The sequence below is a fragment of the Streptomyces sp. RKAG293 genome, from assembly GCF_023701745.1.
In the GTDB taxonomy this organism is placed as follows: Bacteria; Actinomycetota; Actinomycetes; order Streptomycetales; family Streptomycetaceae; genus Actinacidiphila.
The window spans coordinates 6,710,541-6,728,689 of record NZ_JAJOZB010000001.1; the positions used below are offsets into that span (position 1 = coordinate 6,710,541).

An 18,149-nucleotide genomic window follows, 5' to 3' on the forward strand; every position below is an offset into this window, starting at 1 on the left:
GGGCGTACGGCGATGGCCATCGTCACCGTGCCCGACCGGGTACCTCCCCCTGAACCCCCGGATTCCGCCGGGAAACCGGCGCCCGGAGCCGCTCCCGGGTACGGGCCGTGGCGGCTCGCCTGGCGGCAGCTGAGCCGCCGCCCCGCCGCCCGCTTCGGCCTGGTGGTCGTGGCGCTGCTCGTCGTGACGGCCGTGAGCGCGCCGCTGCTCAGCGCGCTCGGCGGCTGGTCGCCCACCGAGTTCGACCAGACCGCCGTCGATCCCTACCTCGGCGGTCTGCCGCTCGGACCGCTCGGCGGCATCAGCCCCGACCACTGGCTGGGCGTCGAACCCGTCACCGGCCGCGATCTGTTCGCCCGGGTCGTCAACGGGGCCCAGGTCTCGCTGCTGATCTCACTGAGCGCCACCGCGGTGGTCGTCCTCGCGGGCACCGCCACCGGGATCGCGGCCGGCTACTTCGGCGGCCGCACCGACGCCGTGCTCAGCCGTCTGATGGATCTGACGATGTCCTTCCCGTCCCTCATCTTCATGATCGCGATGATGTCGGTGGCCCAGGACGTCAACCGGATCTTCCTGATGACCGCCATCATCGGCGTCTTCGGCTGGCCCGGCATCGCCCGCGTCGTCCGGGGCGAGACGCTCTCGGTCAAGCACCGCGAATACGTCGAGGCCGCCCGGGTCGGCGGCTCCGGCGCCTGGCGCATCCTCGGCCGGGAGATCCTGCCCAACGTCGCCGGGCCGATCATCGCGTACACCACCCTGCTCATCCCCGGGATGATCAGCACCGAGGCCGCCCTCAGCTATCTGGGCGTCGGCGTCCGGCCGCCCACGCCCTCCTGGGGCCAGATGATCGCGGACAGCGTCGCGTTCTACGAGACCGACCCGATGTACTTCATCATCCCCAGCCTCTTCCTCTTCCTGGCCGTCCTCGCCTTCACGCTCCTCGGCGACGCGCTGCGCGACATCCTCGATCCCCGGGGAGGCCGCAGGTGATCCTCTATCTCGCCCGCCGGCTCGCCGGAGTCGCCGGCGTGCTCTTCGCGATCTCCGCCATCACGTTCACCATCTTCTACGTCCTGCCCTCCGACCCGGCCGCGGCCGCCTGCGGCAAGAGCTGCAGCCCCGAGCGCCTCGAACTGGTCCGCCACTACATGGGCCTGGACCAGCCGGTCTGGCGGCAGTTCGGCGACTTCCTCACCGGAATCTTCTCCGGCCGCACCCTGGGGGAGGGGCCGCACGCGCTGCACTGCGGATTCCCCTGCTTCGGCTACAGCTACGAGAACTCCGTCCCGGTCTGGGACCTGCTGATGGACCGGCTGCCGGTCTCGGTCTCGCTCGCCGTCGGCGCGTCCGCGCTGTGGCTGCTGCTCGGCCTCGGCGCCGGGGTGACGGCCGCGCTGCGCAAGGACACCCTCGTCGACCGCACCCTGATGGTCGGCGCGGTCGCGGCGGCCTCCATGCCGGTCTACTTCACCTCGGTGATGCTGATCTACGGCGTGATCAGGATCGCCGGCCTGCTGCCCTACCCGACGTACACCGACTTCACCGCCGACCCGCTCGACTGGGCCTCCAACCTGATCCTGCCCTGGCTGGCACTGGCCCTGCTCTACGCCGCCATGTACGCCCGGCAGAGCCGCAGTTCGATGATCGAGGCGATGGCGGAGCCGTACATCCGCACCGCCCGCGCCAAGGGCATGCCGGAGCGCACCGTCATCGTCAAGCACGGGCTGCGCTCCGGGATGACGCCCATCCTCACCCTCTTCGGGATGGACCTCGGCGGGCTGCTGGCCGGCGCCGTCATCACCGAGTCCATCTTCGGGCTGCCGGGCGTCGGACGGCTCTTCTACGACGGCCTCGTCCGCTCCGACCAGCCGGTGATCCTCGGCGTCACCCTGCTGGCGGCGTTCTTCATCGTCATCGCCAACCTGGTCGTCGACCTCCTCTACGCCCTTGTCGACCCGAGAGTGAGGTACTGATGGCCGCGCCAGGCCCCCTGCTCGAAGTCCGTGACCTCCAGGTCACGTTCCCCACCCCGGCGGGCCCGGTCCGCGCCGTCGACGGCATCGGCTTCACCGTCGAGGCGGGCCGCACCCTCGGCATCGTCGGCGAGTCCGGCTCCGGGAAGTCCGTCACGTCGCTGGCCGTCATGGGCCTGCACCGGGACGCGGCCGTCAGCGGATCCATCGCGCTCGACGGCCGGGAGCTCACCGCGCTGCCCGACCGCGAGCTGAACCGGCTGCGCGGCCGCCGGATGGCGATGATCTTCCAGGACCCGCTGTCCAGCCTGCACCCCTACTACACGGTCGGCGAACAGGTGGCCGAGCACTACCGGGTGCACTTCAAGGCCAGTCGCGCGGTCGGCAGGCGGCGGGCCGTCGAGATGCTCGGCGAGGTCGGCATCCCGGAGCCGGCCCGCCGGGCGGCGGACCACCCGCACCAGTTCTCCGGCGGCATGCGGCAGCGCGTCATGATCGCCATGGCGCTGGCCTGCGAACCGGACCTGCTGATCGCGGACGAGCCCACCACCGCGCTCGACGTCACCGTGCAGGCGCAGATCCTCGAACTCATCGCCCGCATCCAGGCCGACCGCGGCCTCGGCGTCGTGATGATCACCCATGACCTGGGCGTCGTCGCCCGCGTCGCCCACGAGGTACTGGTGATGTACGGCGGCCGGGCCGCCGAACAGGCGCCGGTGGACCAGCTGTTCACCGCGCCCGCGCACCCCTACACCCGGGGTCTGCTCGACTCGCTGCCCCGGCTCGACGACACCGACGACGCGCCGCTGCGCGCCATCCCGGGCAGCCCGCCCTCGCTGCTCGCGCCACCGCCCGGCTGCCCGTACGTGCCGCGCTGCCCGCGCGCGGCGGCCGGGAGCGCGGCGGAACGGGACCGGTGCGCCTCGGAGCGTCCGGCCTTCGGCCCGGCGTTCTCATCGGCCGGCGGGCATCGCGTGGCCTGCCACTACCCACTGGAAGCGGTTGCCGCCGTCCCTGCCAAAGCCCTGGCCCCGGCAGCGGCTCCCGCTCCGGCAACTGCTCCGGCTCCGGCCTCGGCCCCGGCCCCGGAAGGATCACGATGAGCGCCCTGGAGACGGTCGCCGCCACCGGCGGCCCGGCCGACGGCGGAGCGCCACCGCTGCTGTCCGTCCGCGACCTCGTCAAGACGTTCCCCGGCCGCCGCACCCGCGGCGGGCGCGCGGGCGCCCCCGTCCGGGCCGTGGACGGCGTCGGGTTCGACATCGCCGCGGGCGAGACGCTGGGCCTGGTGGGGGAGTCGGGCTGCGGGAAGTCCACCACCGGGCGGATGGTCGTCCGGCTGCTGGAGCCCACCTCGGGCTCCGTCACCTTCGACGGCCGTGACATCAGCCATCTGTCCGCGCGCGCCCTGCGCCCGGTACGGCGCCATGTGCAGATGGTGTTCCAGGACCCGTTCTCGTCCCTCAACCCCCGGCAGACGGTCGCCCGGATCATCTCCGACCCGATGCTGGCGCAGGGCAGCGGAGCGGCCGACGCCCGCAAGCGGGCCGCCGAGCTGATGGACCTGGTCGGCCTCATCCCCGAGCATCTCGACCGCTACCCGCACGAGTTCTCCGGCGGCCAGGCACAACGCATCGGCATCGCCCGGTCGCTCGCCACCCGGCCGCGGCTGATCATCGCCGACGAGCCGGTGTCCGCCCTCGACGTCTCCATCCAGGCCCAGATCGTGAACCTGATGGAGACCCTGCAGCGCGAACTCGGCCTCGCCTACCTCTTCATCGCGCACGACCTGTCGGTCGTCAAGCGGGTCTGCGACCGCGTCGCGGTCATGTACCTCGGCCGGATCGTCGAGATCGGCCGCAAGGCCGAGGTCTACGGCGCTCCCGCCCACCCCTACACGCGGGCCCTGCTGTCGGCCGTGCCGCTGCCCGACCCGGCGGCGGAGCGGGCCCGTGAACGGATCGTGCTGCTCGGCGATCCCCCCAGCCCGGCGCATCCGCCGGCGGGCTGCACCTTCCACCCGCGCTGCCACAAGGCGCGGGAGATCTGCCGCACCGAAGCACCACTGCTGCAGATCGCCGGCCCGGGACAGCGGCAGGCCGCCTGCCACTTCCCGGAGCCCGCACCCGCCGGCCAGGGCCTGTCCGGCCGTTCGTGATCGGCCGCCCCGGCCCTGCCGGCGGTGTCCCACCCACTCCACCCACTCCACACTCCACCCCACTTCGAGGAGTCCTTGGTGTCCCACGCCCGTTCCGCATGTCCCACGGGAAGCACCCGCACCACCGGCACCACCACCCGCACCACCCGCACCACCCGCGCCGTGCGTAAGAGCCTGCTCGTCGCCGCCCTGTCGGCGTCCCTCACCCTGCCGATGATGAACGTCGCCCAGGCGGGGCAGGCAGGACCGGCAGGTCCGCAGGCCGCCCCCGCCGCTCCGGCCGTTCCGTCGACTTTCGCCGGAGCGCCGGGAGCCGGAGCGCCGGGAGCCGGAGCGCCGGGCGCGGGGGCGCGGGCGGCCGACGGCAACCCGTTCGACGAGGTCCAGCGGCTCGCCAAGGCCGGCACGGTCGCCCCCCACCAGGCGCCCGCCCCCGGCGGCGGCGCGCACGCCGAGGGCAGGCTGCCCGGCGACCAGTCCGCACCGGCGGGCGGCCCGGCGGTGGCCGCCCGTGACCGGTCGGCCGCTCCGGCCAAGGCGCTGGGCGGCACCGTCCCCTGCACCCTCGACGCCATCACCAAACTGAGCCCGGAACGCTTCGCGGACTTCCTCGCCGACAACTACACCGTCTCCGTGGAGAACTGTCTGAGCAAGCTGCTCTGGACCTGGGACCCACGCCTGATACCCGTCATGTCCGACGCCCATGTGCAGGCCGTCTCCCGGCGCATAGCCCTGCTCGCGCCGAAACACCGGGGCACCAACGCCAACAACCTGTACGAGATGTTCACGTATCTGCACGCCGTCGCGTACCACGACTACTCGCACACCGAGATCGACGTCACCGACGCCCCGACGGTCGCCGCCATGCAGAAGGCCATCGCCGCCTTCGGGACCGCCCCGCGCACCTTCGACGCGACGAAGCAGAACGCCCAGACGCTGCGTGAGGCGCTCTACGCGGCCAGCGCGCCCGGACTGCGCCAGTACCAGCTCCCGCTGATCAAGAAGGTGCTCGCCACCATGGCCCCGGGAGCGGCCACCGCCACCAGCGCCGACTGGGGCGGCGCCGTCCTCGCCGCCCTGTCCGTCAACTACCTCGGCGTCTACCCCGGCAACAACGACACCGCCTTCCGCGCGGCGGCCACCGCGGACGCCGCCTACCGCGGCGCCTTCCGGGTGTTCGGCGGCTACGGCCACCTCAAGGGCACCACGAACGACTGGGCGGCGCGCGACGCGGTCGGCGAGTACGGCCGGTTCGGCCAGATAGACGCCCTCAAGCCGGCGATCGTCAACGACCTCGGCACGCTGCTGGGCACCACCGAGGCCGCCTTCGGAAAGATGAGCCCGCCCTGGGTCAGCGCCGCGTCCTGGCTCAACTACTACGACGACTGCGCGCGGTTCAACGTCTGCAAGGCCCAGATCGAGGCGATGCTCTTCCCGCACACCTACACGTACGACAACGGCGCCATCGAGGTCCACACCGGCCTCGACCAGGCGACCGTCGACCAGCTCTACTACGCCAGCAAGCAGGTCAAGACCCAGTTCCTGCGCGTCCTGGGCACCTCCACCCCGCTGGCCGGGGACATCAACACCACCCTGCACATCCACCTGTACGCGTCGCGCGCCGACTACGCGGTCTTCCAGCCGCTGCTCACCGGCTACGGGACCGAGAACGGCGGCATCTACATCGAGGACGGCGCCACCTTCTACACCTACCAGCGCCGGGTGCCGCAGGACTCCTCGCTCACCCTGGAGGAACTGTTCCGCCACGAGTACACCCACTACCTCAACGGCCGCTGGGCGGTCCCCGGCACCTTCGGTGACACCCGCTGGTACTCCAACGACCTGACCACCGCCATGGACGAGGGGACCGCCGAGTTCTTCGACGGCGGCACCCGCGACGACGGCATCAAGGTCCGAAAGTCCCTGGTGCAGGGCGTCATCGACGACACCGCGGGCGGCGGCCCGCGGATGAGCGTCGACCAGCTGCTGCACGCCACCTACGACGGCGACGGATTCCGCTTCTACGACTACGCGGGAACGTTCTTCGAGTTCCTGTGGACCGAGCACCCGACCCTGCTGCGCGAGATGTACGGCTACGAGCGGGCCGACGACCCGGCCGGCTTCGACGCCTGGCGCACCAGAACCGGCGCCGACGCCGCGCTCCAGCGGGAGTACGACGCCTTCCTGGACCGGCAGATCGCCCAGGTCGCCACGCTGTACGTGCCCGACACGAAGTACACGGCCAACGGATCGCTGACGTTCGCCACGGCCGCCGAGGTGCAGGCGGCGTTCGCCGCGGCCACCGCCAACAGCCCTGTCTGCAAGGACAACGCGGACCGGGACAACAAGGTCCGCTTCACCTGCACCGGCCGCATCACGGCCAACCTCTCCGCCTCCGGCGACCCGGACCGGGTCTTCAAGGACATGTCGGAGACCGTCGACTACTTCATCCTGGACCGGGCGGGAGTGGCGGCGAACAACCTGGCCGACATGAACTGCACGTTCGGTGCGGTGGACGTCTGGTCGTCGGGCCTGGCGGGCACGAGCGACTACTCGTGCGAGGGCCCGCTGCGCCGTTGACCGTCCCTCTGCACAAGAGTCCGCCCTGGCCCCCGCGTTCGAGGGGCCAGGGCGGACTCTTGTGTGCCGCAGCGGTCAGGAAACGTGGCTCACGCGGACGGTGGTGACGCGGCCGTCGTGGGACTCGTTCGTCACGGCGATGCGGGTGCCCGTGTCGGGGACCTTGACGCCTACCTGGGGGAGGTCCGCGTTCCAGTAGACGCCGGTGTGGTCGTTGAAGACGGGGATGCCGGCGTGGGACGGGACGGTGACCGGGACGCCGTCCTTGTGGAAGGTGAGGCGGTCGGTGCGGCCGAGGGAGAACGTCGCGTCGAAGGTCTGGGCGCGGGCGTTCAGTACGGTGCCGTCGGTGTAGCGCAGGGCCGCCGGCCGGGCGTCGATCGGGAGGAGCAGCCCGCCACCGGGGTGGTTGGCGGTGGTGTTGTCGCTGTAGGCGGTGTCCCAGAGCCAGATGAGGGCGCCCTGCTGGTACGGGTAGAACTCGACGGTGTCCTTCTTCGCCGGGTTCTTCGGGTCGTTCGACCAGCCGAAGTTGTAGGGGCCGGTCTTCAGGAAGGCGCCGTAGCCGGTGTAGCGGCGGTTCTCCACGATGTACGCGCGGGGGTGGTCGGTGACGCCGGTGCGGCCGCTGACGATCGTGAAGCCCTGTGCGGTCCAGCCGGCGGCGCCGTCCTCCGCGCCGTCCGCGAACAGCCGCGTGCCGCCCGCGCTGACGCTCACCGCGTCGGTGAGGACGCCCTTGCCGTGGGTGTTGCTGTCGGAGGTGACGTGGAAGCGCAGCTGCACCTGCTGTCCGGCGTACGCGTCGAGCGGGACGCTCAGCGCGGTCCAGGCGCCGGAGGTGCCGGTGACCACGGGGGTGCCGGTGGGGGTGCGGGGGATCGCGGTGCCGTCCACGGTGCCGGGCAGGGCCGTCCAGTGGCCGCCGCCGTCGGTGGAGGCCTCGACGGTGAAGAAGTCGTAGTCCTTCTCGATGTCGTACCAGAGCCGGGTGTCGAGAACGGCCGGGGCGGTGACGCCGCGCAGGTCGACCGTGCGGGTCAGTGAGCTGTCGAGGAAGTCACCGGTACCGCTCCACCACTGTTTGCCGCCCTCGTACGGGTCGGTGAGGTCGGTGGTGGTGGTCGACGGCGGCAGATGGACGAGCAGCCCCTGCGGGTCGGCGGTGTTGTAGCTGGAGACGCCGAGCTTGTGGGTGGAGGCGGGGGCGGCCGACGCGGTCTCCTCGTAGGCGAGCCAGCCGAGCTGGAGCTTGCTCCAGGCGTCGAGGTCGCCCGGGTAGTCGCCGGTCGTGTTCGGTCCCTTGCCGAGGTAGGAGGCCGAGGACATCAGCGACCAGTAGTTGACACTGTTGTCGCCGGTGGCGCCGTACAGGTCGGGCAGCCCGAGGTCGTGGCCGTACTCGTGGGCGAAGAGGCCGACGCCGCTGTTCTCGCCGCCGGTGAGGTAGTCACCCGCCCAGATGCCGGTGTCGCCGACCGGGGTGCCGCCGATCCGGTTGCCCTGCGGGCCCGCCTGCCCCGCCTGGTCGTAGTAAGCGAACCAGCGGTGCGCCCAGACCGCCCCGGTGCCCTGGGCGCCGCCGCCCCAGGTCTGGTCCTTGCCGGCGTGCACGACGACGAGGTGGTCGATGTAGCCGTCGGGCTCGTCGAAGTTGCCGTCGTGGTCGAAGTCGTAGCGGTCGTAGTGGTCGTACTGGGCTATCTGGGCCTTGATGGACGCCGGGGTGCGGCCCTTGGCGCGTTCTCCGTCGTACCAGGCGGTGGTGGCGTCCCGGACCATGTCCCAGTTGCTGTGGCACTGCTGGCCCTCGGGGCAGTTGTCACTGCCGTAACGGGCCTCGTTCCAGGGCAGCTTGACCCAGTCGGTGACCGTGCCCTCGATGTCGTACCGGCCGGAGGACTGGGTGCGGTAGAAGTTGCGCAGCGAGACGGTGCCGGGGGCGTCGCCGAAGAACTGCTGCTGGTAGTAGGCGCGGTCGAAGTCCTTGCGCCAGACGGTGTGGTTGTCGGCCTTCGCGGGACGGCCGGTGGTGTTGTGCAGCGGGCCGGGCTCACCGCCGTAGCGGGGCTGGCCGTTGTTCATGGTGGTGCTGTCCACCTGGTCGCCGAACTCGGCGAGGATGACGAAGATCTTGTCCGTGCGCTCCTGGGCGAGTTCTGCGTACTGCTTGCCGATCTTGACCGTGTGGGGGAGCGTGCCGCCGGGCGCGCGGGCCACCGAACCGGCGGCGACGTGCTCCAGCGCCTGCCGGCGCAGCGCCTGGCGCTGCAGGTCCATCGGGCTGGACGGGGCATCGGCGTGCCGGGCGTCCTCGGGAGCGCTGTTGGCCGGGCCCGGGGCGGCGGCCGGTGGTGCGGTCGAGGCCGCGGCCGGGCCGGTGAGCAGCAGCGCGCCGGCTATCGCGGCGCTGGTGAGCGCCGCCATGCCGGGCAGGGTGATTCTGCGCAACGTACAGGTCCTTTCGGAGGAACTGCGGGAGCGCCTCCCGGAGGGGGAGGGCCGGTGAGCGCAGGTAATATTTCACATGTCAAAGGTGATGTGTAGGGGATGCGCCGAGACGCCCGGAACTCGTCCGGCGGGGGCGCGATACGGTCGCCAGGATCGGTAGCCGACTCGCGAGGGGGACCACGTGCCCGGGATCGAACTCTCCGCCGGAACCATCGACTTCGAGGACACCGGGGGGTCGGGCCCGGTCGTCGTTCTGCTGCACGGACTCGGCCAGAGCGGCACCGTATGGAAGCGGGTCGTGGACGATCTGCGCACCGACCACCGCTGTGTGATCCCGGACCTGCCGACCGGCGGCCACCGCCGTCCGATGCGGCCGGACGCCGAGCTGTCACTGCGCTCCGTGGCCCTGCTGGTCGGGGAGTTCCTGGAGCGGCTGGAGCTGCACGGGGTGACGCTGGTCGAGAACGACTCCGGTCACGCCCAGGTGCTGGCCGGCGAACGCCCGGAGCGGATCGGCCGGTTGGTCATCACCTCCGGTGAGGCGTTCGAGAACTACCCGCCAGGGGCCGGCGGCAAGATGCTGACCGCTGTGAGCCGCATTCCCGGCGGCGTGTACGCACTCGCCCACTTCATGAACCTGCGCGCGCTGCGCGGACTGCCGGTCGGATTCCGTCCGATGTCCGTGCACGGTGTGCCGCACGAGATGCTCGACGACTGGCTCCGGCCGCTGCTCACCGACCGGGCGATCCGGGCCGATCTGCGGCGCTACCTCCTGAGCGCCCGCAAGGGCGCCATGCTCGAAGCGGCCGAACGGCTCAGGAAGTTCGACCGCCCCGCGCTGGTCGTGTGGGCCGAGGACGACCGGATGATGCCCCGCGCCCACGGCCGCCGGCTCGCCGACCTGCTGCCGCAGGGCCGGCTCGTCGAGATCCCGGACTGCCGCACCCTCATCCCGGTGGACCAGCCGGCCGCTCTCGCGGCGGCACTGCGCGAATTCATCGGCGCCGAGGGCTGAGGAGTCCGCGGAAGGGGGAGGAGCGCTCAGGCGCGCAGGTCGCGGCGCTTGGTGTAGACGACGTGGAAGACCGTCAGCGGTACCGCGATCACCGGCCAGACGAGGTGCATGGCGGCCGGGGCGTCGTCGATGGGCAGCGCGTACGCGAAGGCGAGATTGGCGAAGGCGTTGAGCAGGCCGGCGAGGCCCCAGACGGTCGTCAGCACCCGCAGTCCGTGCCGGAAGGCGGGGTCGTCGTCCCACCGCGCCTCCCAGGTGCGCAGCCCCTGCGGGCCCGCCTTGGTCAGTACGAAGGACCGGAACAGCACCATCAGGGCGGGCCGTCCGCGCACCACGGAACCGAGCATCCACACGGCGGCGAGCCCGCCCGCCATGCCGACCCACGCGTCCCGGACGAGCATCGTCCGGGGATCGTGCGTCAGCACCGACAGGACCAGGCCCAGCGCGACGAGGCTGAGCACGAACAGCGCGAAGTACTCGACCTGCCGCCGCCGGACGAACCGCCGCACCACGATCACGGCCGGCACGATCGCGGAGAGCAGCAGCGACCACCACTGGTCGACGCCCGCGGCGCGCAGCCCGTAGAACACCGCGAGCGGCAGCACCAGATCCGTCAGGACCGTGCCGAGCACGGCCTTGCGTCCACTGGCCTGCTCCCGCACCGCTGTGACCTCGCTCATGACGTCTCCCCTTGGGTGGCCCGCTCGAAGATCCCGACCAGTTCCGTGCCGTACGCCTTCAGGTCGGCGCCGGGCTCGCGCGCCAGCACACCCGCCGCCGCGTCGATGGACGCCCGCAGGCTGACCGCCATCACCCGCGGATCGAAGTCCCGGAACACGCCCTCCGCCTGGCCGTCCCGGAAGTGCCGTTCCAGCAGTTCCAGCGCGGGCCCGTCCTGGACGGTCAGCGGTGCGCCGTCCGGCGTCCGCGCGTTCACCGCGATGTCCACCAGCGCGCGGATGTGCGCCGCGTGGGTGCTCATGAACTCCAGGTTCGCCTCGATGTAGGCGGCAAGGACCGCCGTCCGCCCGGCGACGGCCGTGATCCGCGGCCGGATGAAGGCCGCGGCGGCGGTCGTCACCTCGTCGACGACCGCCCGCATCAGATCGTCCTTGCCCGCGAAGTGGTACGAGATCAGCCGCGTGCTGCTGATCCCGGCCCGCGCGGCGATCTTCGCGAACGAGGTCTGGGCGTATCCCAGCTCCGCGATGGCCTCGATGGCCGCCCCGACGATCTGCGCCCGCCGGGCGGTCGCGGTGACCGACCGTCCGGTGGGTGCGCCGGCATTCTCTGTTACTCGCATGAGTAAGAAGTTACCTGTGTGAGTAAGGTCTGGCAAGGGCCGGCCCGAGCCGGGGGCGAGGGGGGATCGGCATCGCGTTACGGCCTGGAGCCGAACGTCAGGCTCATCGCGAAGGCTCGCCGTTGCACACAGGCCTGGAGATGTCCCTGTTGGATGGCCTGCCGCCGCGAGTCTTGGTGTTGAACGGCCGGAAGGCCGCCGGGACAGACGATCTTGAACAACTGCGGTAGTTTGACGGAAATTTCCGGAAGACACCTGCCCCGGCCGGTTTGCGGGGAGACTTGCCGCGTGTCTGACGTACGAGCGGTCGTAGACCGCACCTTGGTGCGCTGTGAGGCCACATGGTCACCCGAAATTGAACGGCTCGTCGGCGGTGCCGGGGGCTACCCGGCGGGCTGGCTGCCGGCTGCCGCACGACTGCTGCACCTGTCCTGGAACGGAGGCGGGCGCGCCCCCGCCATTGCCGCAACGGCCTTGATGGAGTACGCGCTGGATGTCGGCCCGCGCAACCACGTGCGGCGGCCGTCCTGGGTGATGCACCTGTGGCTGGCCGAACGTACTCTGTCCCGCCTCTACGCCGACTACCAGCTCTCCGGCGACGTGCGGCACTACCTCGCGGCGCAGATCCAGGGACGGACTCCGGATGACCCGGTCGCGGTCGCCGCTGCCTATTCCGACCGGCCGTTCCCGCGCCACGGCCAGGCCGTCGAGCCGATCGAGCACCACGCGGCCCAACTGGCGGCCGACCTGCCGCCGGGTGACCTGGGGAGGTGCAGCTTGCTGGTCCGGCTCGCACAGGCCGCTGCCTTCCGCCACGAGTCCGGGGATGCGAGCGCGCTCCCCGAACTCTGGCACCGGGCCCGAGCCGCCCACGAAGCCGTCACCTCCGACCATCTCGAAGCAGAACTGGTTGGACGCTCTGCTGTGCACGCCGCCCTCACGTGGTTCCGCGCCCACGGGCGGGACTACGGCGCCGTCGAGTTCGCCGTGGACGCCGGGCGTACGGCGCTCGCCGCCGTCGAAAGGGCCCGCAGCCACGGCTTCCGGGACAACCCGCATGATGTCTCCGCCGTGCACCTGATGCTCGCCATGGCGCTGATGTCGTCGCTGCGCAGGACGCTGGACACGGCGACGATCGAGGAAGCGATGGAGCACCTTGAGCGGTTTCGGGCTTTGGGTCCCCCGGACGACCAAGGCGTTTATGCGGCGAACATGGCCTCCCTGTTGACGGGCCGGGCCATCCTCAGCGGCTCGCGCGAGGACGTCGCCCGCGCGGACGGGCTCTGGGAACAACTCCAGCGGGGGTTGCCGCCAGGCCACATGCTGTTGCCGCATATTGAGCAGAAGCGGGCGGCGTGCGCGCGGATGCCCCGCCTGATGCGGATGCTGCCCTTCAATCCCGCCACCCCGTTGAAGCGACTGAGCCCCATGCTGGGGTCACTGTTCCCTGTCCCTGACCTGCCGCCGATCACGGTGAGCGCGCCGATGGACTCGCCCGGATACGCGTCGCCAGGGCCCGGACCGGAGGAGTTCGCAGCCTTCCTGGGAACCGGCGCCCGCCCGCCCCGCACCCGAAGGGCACCCTCCGGTGCTGCGCCGGGCCCTCCGCCCGGTGGGACCTCCACCTTCGCCCCGTCCGCAGAGGCCGCCACGTTCCGCTGGCCGCCGGGCCCGCCCGCCACGGCGGGCCCGCCCGACCCGCAGCTGCCGTCGGACATGGCGGGCCTGCCCGCCGAGGCCGAGGAGGTCTTCCACGGCCTGAGCGGAGTGAATGACATCGCCCTTGACCCCCGTCGGCTGGCCCTGGCCGAACGGCAACTCCGCGAGCGGCTGGGAGATCCCGCCCTGGAGCACGGACGGCGCGGCTGGACCGCGACCGTGCTGATGTCGGTCCTGGTCGTTCAGTACACCCTCAGCGAGGACACGGCTCTCCTGCTCGCGGCCGTCCGCCAGGGCGACGAGATACTCGCGACCCTGCCGCCGACCAGCTCCCGCTACATCGACCTGCTCTGCGCCGTGGAGGACAAGCGCAGCGCGATCGGCGGCCTGTACGAGGACGAAGCCACCCTGGTCCGTGCCTGCGACGCGTTGCGCTGGGCCGTGGAACGGGTGCCCGAGGACTCCGCCACCTGGATCGGCTGCGCCATACCCTACGCCCAGGCCCTCACGCACGTCGCCATGATGCGTCAGGAGCCTGGCAAGGCCCGGCAGGCCCGCCACATTCTCGACACGGCCGCGGCCCGGCTCGACGCGCTGCTGATCACCGCCGGACCGGCCGGGCAGCACCTGCAAAAGGTGCGGCCTGTGCTCGCCCAGATCATGGACCTCGCCGACCTTGCCGATGCCGAGCTCCGTGGCGACGTATACGCAGTCGAGGAGACCGACAGCACGTGGTCCCCGGAGACCGAGGCACTGCTGCCGCCGACGGCCCGGTTCGAGAGCGCGCGAATGGTGTTGGGCCGCGCCATCGAGCGACGTGACTGGGGTCTGGCTACGGACGCCGCCGCCGTCGCCCTGGAGATGTTGCCACTGCTCACTTCCCCGGCACTGCACCGTGACGACCGCCAAGCTGTGGCGCGCCGAGCCCTGCTCGGCCGCAGGCACCCCGGCACCTTAACGGCAGGCCCTGCGGTCGACGTGCCGGATCAGATCGCTGGGACGAGCCTGGGCCGCACTGGATGCGCGGTTGCTCTCGCCGCGGGGCGCACCGAACAGGCGGCGGTGCTGCTGGAACTGGGCCGTGCCGTTCTGATGAGCCAGGACCTTGAGGCCCGCGGTGACGTGTCGGACCTGGCCGCCGTCCACCCCTCCCTGGCCGATGCGTTCGCCGTCCTTTCGGCCCGCCTGCTCGACCATCAGGACACCCGTGAAGACGAGAGATCAGGGCGCGTGCGGGAGCAGCACGAGGTTGCCGAGCAGTGGCGCAGGCTGCTCGACGACATCAGGCGGCATCCTGGTTTCGAGACCTTCCTGCGAGCCCCGACCGTCGAGCAGATGCGGGCCGAGGCCGCCGAGGGACCCATTGCGCTGATCAACGTCGACCGGCTGCGCTGCGACGCGCTCGTCGTCACCGGCGATGCTGTCCTGCGCGTGCCCCTCGACATCACTGAAGGGCTGCTGGCCTACACCGCACGGGAATTTCTGGCTGCGGCCGCGGTTGGCCGAGACGCGTCCGCCACGCGCCAGCAGGAGGCGCAGGAGACGGTCTTCGCCACCCTTGAGCTGCTGTGGGACCGCGTTGCCCGGCCCGTACTCGACGCGGCCGGACTCACCGAGCCGATTCCGGGCGGCACCCCGTCGGCCGAGGTGCCCCGGCTGTGGTGGTCTGCCTCCGGTCCGCTGGCCCATCTGCCGCTGCATGCCGCCGGATACCACCGCCAGGAGGACGTGGCCGCGCGGCGTTCGGTGCTGGACCGAGTGGCCTCGTCCTACACTCCGGGCATCCGGGCCTTGAGCCACGCCCGGCAGGCACCGGTGGCCCGCGGGCTGGCCGGGCAGTACCTGGCGGTCGGCCAGCCGACCGGCGAGAACGGATCGGCCGGGGCATCGGCGCGGGAGATCGCCGCGGTCGCCCGGACCCTGACCGGGCTGCGAGTCCTCGACGGGGCCACAGCCCGTGTGGATACCGTCCTGGCCGCACTTCCGTACGCCGCCATCGTGCACTTTGCCTGCCACGGCATCAGCGATCCCGCAGATCCGTCGCGGAGCCGGCTGGAACTGGCCGATGGTCCGCTGGAAGTGACGGGCGTCGCCCGGCAGCGGTTGCCCCGGGCTCAACTGGCCGTGTTGCTCGCCTGCCACACCGCGCGGACCGACCGCCTGCCGGACGAGGCGATCCACCTGACCTCGGCTTTCCAGACCGCGGGGTACCCGCAGGTGGTCGGGGCGCTGTGGGAAGCCGCGGACCTGGTGTCGGTCCGGCTGGCGGGACATCTCTACCGGTCGCTGCGCCGTTACGGCGGGGGACTCGATGTCGCCGACACCGGGCGGGCGCTGAACGGCATTGTCCGCGACTTGCGGAAGCGCTACCCCAGAAGTCCGGCCGTCTGGGCTCCGTACGTGCACACCGGTCGCTGAGAGAGAAGAGGGCCACGCATGTCCGCATCGATCCGATGGGACTTGGCACAAGAGGTGCAGCTGGCGCTGAACGTCATGCTCGACTGGCGGCTGCCACCCGACGCCTGGGACGAGACCGGACGACTGCTGTCAGCGCTCGGCGAGGCTGTCGACGCGGGCGATGCGATGACGGTCGACGAGCTCACCGCCGACCTGGAGACCAGCGGGTGGCGGGCCAGGCGGATCGGGGCCGCGCCGCAGAACCCCCCGCCTGATGGCAAGGTACCTGCGCCGCAGCCGGTGCGCGAGCGAGCCGTCGCCCTTCTCCATGCCCTCGAGCGGTCGACTGCCGCGGGACGCGACGGCACCGATTCCGCGGCGGGCGGCGGACAGCCGTCCGGACGGTGAACGCACCGGCGGGACACAGCCGTACGGGTCGGGAGGGGCGCCGATGGTCTCTACACTCGTGAACATTGGGATAGGCCTGGTCACCAGCCTGGTGGGCGCGGTGCTGGGATGGCTCTGGGAGCGCGGGCGACGCCGCAGGGCGCTGTATCGCAAGGCGGATTTCTTCGGAGTGCGGCCCGGGGAGGACTGCCTGATCGTTCTCGGCAGCAAGTACGGTACGCCCGGCAGCGCGCACCACCGGGATGCGCGCGCCGGTATCGAACTGGCAGTGCTGCTCGCCGGGCTCGGCTGTCGGGTGTCGGTTGAGTCCGGGGCCCTGCGGGGGAGCAACGGCGGCCGGACGGAGTTCTGTATCGGCGGGCCGGTCGGGGGCGCGAACCCCCGCACAGGCGGTCATCTGGCTGCCCACCTGCCGGGGGTGGCCATTCGCCCCTTCGGACCCGGGAGCGACGCGGTGGCCATCACGGTCGGAGGGCGGCAATACGACTTCGACCACGGAGTGCAGGAGTATGTCCTGGTGGCCCGGTTCACTCCGGTGGAGTCAACCCGGCCGGTGATCCTGGTCTGCGGGCAGAGTTCGGTGGCCAATCAGGCCGCCGTGGAATTCCTGCGCCGCGACTACTCGCAGGTGGCCGGCGCGGTCGGGTCGGTGCACAGGTTCTGCGTGCTGATCCGGGTCGGCCACATCGGCACGTATCTGTTCCATCAGGCGTCCCTCGAGCGGGACGTGTCGGTGGCGGCCTTCGGACAAAGGTGAGCACCCGGTCGTGGACCGGGTGCTCACCCAACGGGCCGGCGAACGGCTTTGCAGCCTCCCCCTGTTCGCTCAGAGACCCGTGTACTTGACGGAGGGATCGATCTCCTCCAGAGCGGCGATGAATCGGCGCATCTTGCTCTTCGCCTTGAGTCCCAGTGCGCCGAGATTCCGTACGACGCCAAGCGTGATTTCGCGGTGATCTCCCCGGTCCCACAGGTACATGTGGACTGCGGACTTCTGGATCTCCGCCCCTCGGCCGCCCAGCATCGCAACTACCGCGAAGTCCGGAACATCGTCGTCCAGCCTGTCGAATACGGAACCCCGGGGCTCCACGAACTCTGTTCCGGCGCCGGTGATGTTCTCGCTGACCCAGCTCACTCGCATGGATTTCTGAAAGAGCGCGGCGGCGTCCTGTGCCGACGCTTCGGTGACTATCTCCACCGTCTGATTTGCCATGTGCTCGTCTCCTGATCCGAACGTGTCGGCCTGCTGGAGGCCTTAGTTGTCCTCGAAAATCTTCTCGCTGAAGCGGAACAGCCTTCCGCTGTTGAGGTAGTTCCTGCAGGCGGGGTTCTGGCATTCGTAGACGACCCACGACCCCTTGGGCTGACGTTGTTCGCTCTTCACGGTCATGCGCTGCCGGCAGACCTGACAGGTGCGTCCTCTGGGCATGGCGGATCTCCTCACAGATCGGCGGGGGGCAGGGGAATGTACGGTTCGAGTTCGTCGGCGACCCAGTGCACGGGCACTTGGAACGCCTCGCCGATCTGGGCGTAGAGGCTGTGGAGCGTGGCGGCCCGGAGCCAGTCGAAGTGGCCCCGGGTGGGGTCGGTGTCGCTGTGCCGCGCTTCGACGACAGCCTGGTAGCCGCCATCCGGACCGCTTTGTACGTAGATGATGTTCGATTCGGCCTCGGCGGTGATCCGGGCGAGGGGACGGACCTCGCCCAGCGCGAGCGGGGTGATCACGGCCTCGTCCGGCGCGGGCCTGGGGCGCCCAACGAGCCACGGTTCGTCCCGGTGCTCACGCCAGAAACGATAGTCGTCAGGTGAGATCCGGCTGGTGGTAATGCCGTTGGACCGGAAGAACTCCAGGGCGGCCATCCGCACGCCGTCGTAGGAGGGGCTGCGACAATCGGAACCGGCGAGACTCCAGATCGTCCGGGACGCACCGAACAACGCGAAGCCGCCGGCCGGCAGAACAGCCTCGGCCAGTTCCTCGGCGAATCGGTCCGGATCGGACTGGGCAAAGGCCAGGAACGGAGCCTGGAGTTCGTTCCAGACGTACGAGGCGTCGATACCGCTACCTGTCGGATCGAATTCGAATCGGCCGAACTGCTCCATTCTGGAGGCCACGTCAGGGGGAAAGTCGGTGGAGCTCGAGGGTCTGCGGAAGAACGACATGTAGCTCCTGGCGCGAGGTCGGGATCGGTTGGCGGCCGTGTT

15 protein-coding genes are annotated in these 18,149 nt (G+C 70.9%); 9 read left to right on the plus strand and 6 right to left on the minus strand.

Annotated features, from left to right (window positions below; all coding sequences use genetic code 11):
• Window positions 1-12: 12 nt before the first annotated feature.
• The 5 genes from LNW72_RS29750 (at window position 13) to LNW72_RS29770 (ending at window position 6,714) form a co-directional block, all read left to right on the plus strand.
• Window positions 13-993, plus strand: a complete 981-nt coding sequence (locus LNW72_RS29750) for an ABC transporter permease (RefSeq protein ID WP_250978170.1) — start codon at window positions 13-15, stop codon at window positions 991-993.
• Window positions 990-1,976, plus strand: a complete 987-nt coding sequence (locus tag LNW72_RS29755) for an ABC transporter permease (RefSeq protein WP_164294559.1) — start codon at window positions 990-992, stop codon at window positions 1,974-1,976. Before LNW72_RS29750 ends, LNW72_RS29755 begins: the two co-directional genes overlap by 4 nt.
• Window positions 1,976-3,079 carry an ABC transporter ATP-binding protein gene (locus LNW72_RS29760; RefSeq protein WP_250978171.1) on the plus strand — a complete coding sequence of 368 codons (1,104 nt, stop codon included), beginning with the start codon at window positions 1,976-1,978 and terminating at the stop codon, window positions 3,077-3,079. The genes LNW72_RS29755 and LNW72_RS29760 overlap by 1 nt, the downstream gene beginning before the upstream one ends.
• Window positions 3,076-4,134: an ABC transporter ATP-binding protein gene (locus tag LNW72_RS29765; protein WP_250978172.1), complete on the plus strand. Its 1,059-nt coding sequence runs from the start codon at window positions 3,076-3,078 to the stop codon at window positions 4,132-4,134. Before LNW72_RS29760 ends, LNW72_RS29765 begins: the two co-directional genes overlap by 4 nt.
• 213 nt (window positions 4,135-4,347) lie before the next feature.
• A complete protein-coding gene (locus LNW72_RS29770; RefSeq protein WP_250980362.1) occupies window positions 4,348-6,714 on the plus strand; it encodes a collagenase in 2,367 nt (788 codons plus the stop codon).
• Between the two features lie 75 nt (window positions 6,715-6,789).
• On the opposite strand, the gene LNW72_RS29775 is transcribed toward LNW72_RS29770, so the two are convergent.
• Entirely contained in the window at window positions 6,790-9,165 is a 2,376-nt protein-coding gene (locus LNW72_RS29775) for an immune inhibitor A domain-containing protein (RefSeq protein ID WP_308402050.1), read from the minus strand.
• 181 nt (window positions 9,166-9,346) lie between these two features.
• On the opposite strand from LNW72_RS29775, the gene LNW72_RS29780 reads away from it, so the two are divergent.
• Window positions 9,347-10,180 carry an alpha/beta fold hydrolase gene (locus LNW72_RS29780; protein ID WP_250978173.1) on the plus strand — a complete coding sequence of 278 codons (834 nt, stop codon included), beginning with the start codon at window positions 9,347-9,349 and terminating at the stop codon, window positions 10,178-10,180.
• A gap of 26 nt (window positions 10,181-10,206) precedes the next feature.
• Here the strand turns inward: LNW72_RS29780 and LNW72_RS29785 are convergent, their stop codons facing one another.
• Together LNW72_RS29785 and LNW72_RS29790 are read right to left on the minus strand one after the other, a co-directional pair.
• Window positions 10,207-10,860: a VC0807 family protein gene (locus tag LNW72_RS29785; protein WP_250978174.1), complete on the minus strand. Its 654-nt coding sequence runs from the start codon at window positions 10,858-10,860 to the stop codon at window positions 10,207-10,209.
• On the minus strand, window positions 10,857-11,483 hold the full coding sequence (locus LNW72_RS29790) for a TetR/AcrR family transcriptional regulator (RefSeq protein ID WP_250978175.1): 627 nt from the start codon (window positions 11,481-11,483) through the stop codon (window positions 10,857-10,859). Before LNW72_RS29790 ends, LNW72_RS29785 begins: the two co-directional genes overlap by 4 nt.
• 288 nt (window positions 11,484-11,771) lie before the next feature.
• Between LNW72_RS29790 and LNW72_RS41755 the strand changes: the two genes are divergently transcribed.
• The 3 genes from LNW72_RS41755 (at window position 11,772) to LNW72_RS29805 (ending at window position 16,704) form a co-directional block, all read left to right on the plus strand.
• A complete protein-coding gene (locus LNW72_RS41755; protein WP_250978176.1) occupies window positions 11,772-15,560 on the plus strand; it encodes a CHAT domain-containing protein in 3,789 nt (1,262 codons plus the stop codon).
• 18 nt (window positions 15,561-15,578) lie between these two features.
• Window positions 15,579-15,947 carry a CATRA system-associated protein gene (locus LNW72_RS29800; protein ID WP_250978177.1) on the plus strand — a complete coding sequence of 123 codons (369 nt, stop codon included), beginning with the start codon at window positions 15,579-15,581 and terminating at the stop codon, window positions 15,945-15,947.
• 91 nt (window positions 15,948-16,038) lie between these two features.
• Window positions 16,039-16,704, plus strand: a complete 666-nt coding sequence (locus LNW72_RS29805) for a hypothetical protein (protein WP_250978178.1) — start codon at window positions 16,039-16,041, stop codon at window positions 16,702-16,704.
• Between the two features lie 69 nt (window positions 16,705-16,773).
• On the opposite strand, the gene LNW72_RS29810 is transcribed toward LNW72_RS29805, so the two are convergent.
• The 3 genes from LNW72_RS29810 to LNW72_RS29820 are packed head-to-tail and all read right to left on the minus strand — an operon-like array spanning window position 16,774 to window position 18,107.
• Window positions 16,774-17,160, minus strand: coding sequence for a hypothetical protein (locus LNW72_RS29810; protein WP_250978179.1), 387 nt, complete (start codon window positions 17,158-17,160; stop codon window positions 16,774-16,776).
• Window positions 17,161-17,202: 42 nt separating this feature from the next.
• Window positions 17,203-17,376 (minus strand): hypothetical protein, encoded by a 174-nt coding sequence (locus LNW72_RS29815; RefSeq protein ID WP_250978180.1) that lies wholly within the window; start codon window positions 17,374-17,376, stop codon window positions 17,203-17,205.
• A gap of 11 nt (window positions 17,377-17,387) precedes the next feature.
• The gene (locus LNW72_RS29820; protein ID WP_250978181.1) at window positions 17,388-18,107 is read right to left on the minus strand and encodes a hypothetical protein; all 720 of its coding nucleotides are present in this window, start codon (window positions 18,105-18,107) and stop codon (window positions 17,388-17,390) included.
• Window positions 18,108-18,149: the final 42 nt, after the last annotated feature.

Excerpts from the sequence above, each read along its gene's own strand:
- LNW72_RS29750 (WP_250978170.1), top strand. The coding sequence starts at position 13 with ATGGCCATCGTCACCGTGCCCGACCGGGTACCTCCCCCTGAACCCCCG.
- LNW72_RS29760 (WP_250978171.1), top strand. The coding sequence starts at position 1,976 with ATGGCCGCGCCAGGCCCCCTGCTCGAAGTCCGTGACCTCCAGGTCACG.
- LNW72_RS29765 (WP_250978172.1), top strand. The coding sequence starts at position 3,076 with ATGAGCGCCCTGGAGACGGTCGCCGCCACCGGCGGCCCGGCCGACGGC.
- LNW72_RS29770 (WP_250980362.1), top strand. The coding sequence starts at position 4,348 with ATGATGAACGTCGCCCAGGCGGGGCAGGCAGGACCGGCAGGTCCGCAG.
- LNW72_RS29785 (WP_250978174.1), bottom strand. The coding sequence starts at position 10,860 with ATGAGCGAGGTCACAGCGGTGCGGGAGCAGGCCAGTGGACGCAAGGCC.
- LNW72_RS29790 (WP_250978175.1), bottom strand. The coding sequence starts at position 11,483 with ATGCGAGTAACAGAGAATGCCGGCGCACCCACCGGACGGTCGGTCACC.
- LNW72_RS29800 (WP_250978177.1), top strand. The coding sequence starts at position 15,579 with ATGTCCGCATCGATCCGATGGGACTTGGCACAAGAGGTGCAGCTGGCG.
- LNW72_RS29810 (WP_250978179.1), bottom strand. The coding sequence starts at position 17,160 with ATGGCAAATCAGACGGTGGAGATAGTCACCGAAGCGTCGGCACAGGAC.
- LNW72_RS29815 (WP_250978180.1), bottom strand. The coding sequence starts at position 17,376 with ATGCCCAGAGGACGCACCTGTCAGGTCTGCCGGCAGCGCATGACCGTG.
- LNW72_RS29820 (WP_250978181.1), bottom strand. The coding sequence starts at position 18,107 with ATGTCGTTCTTCCGCAGACCCTCGAGCTCCACCGACTTTCCCCCTGAC.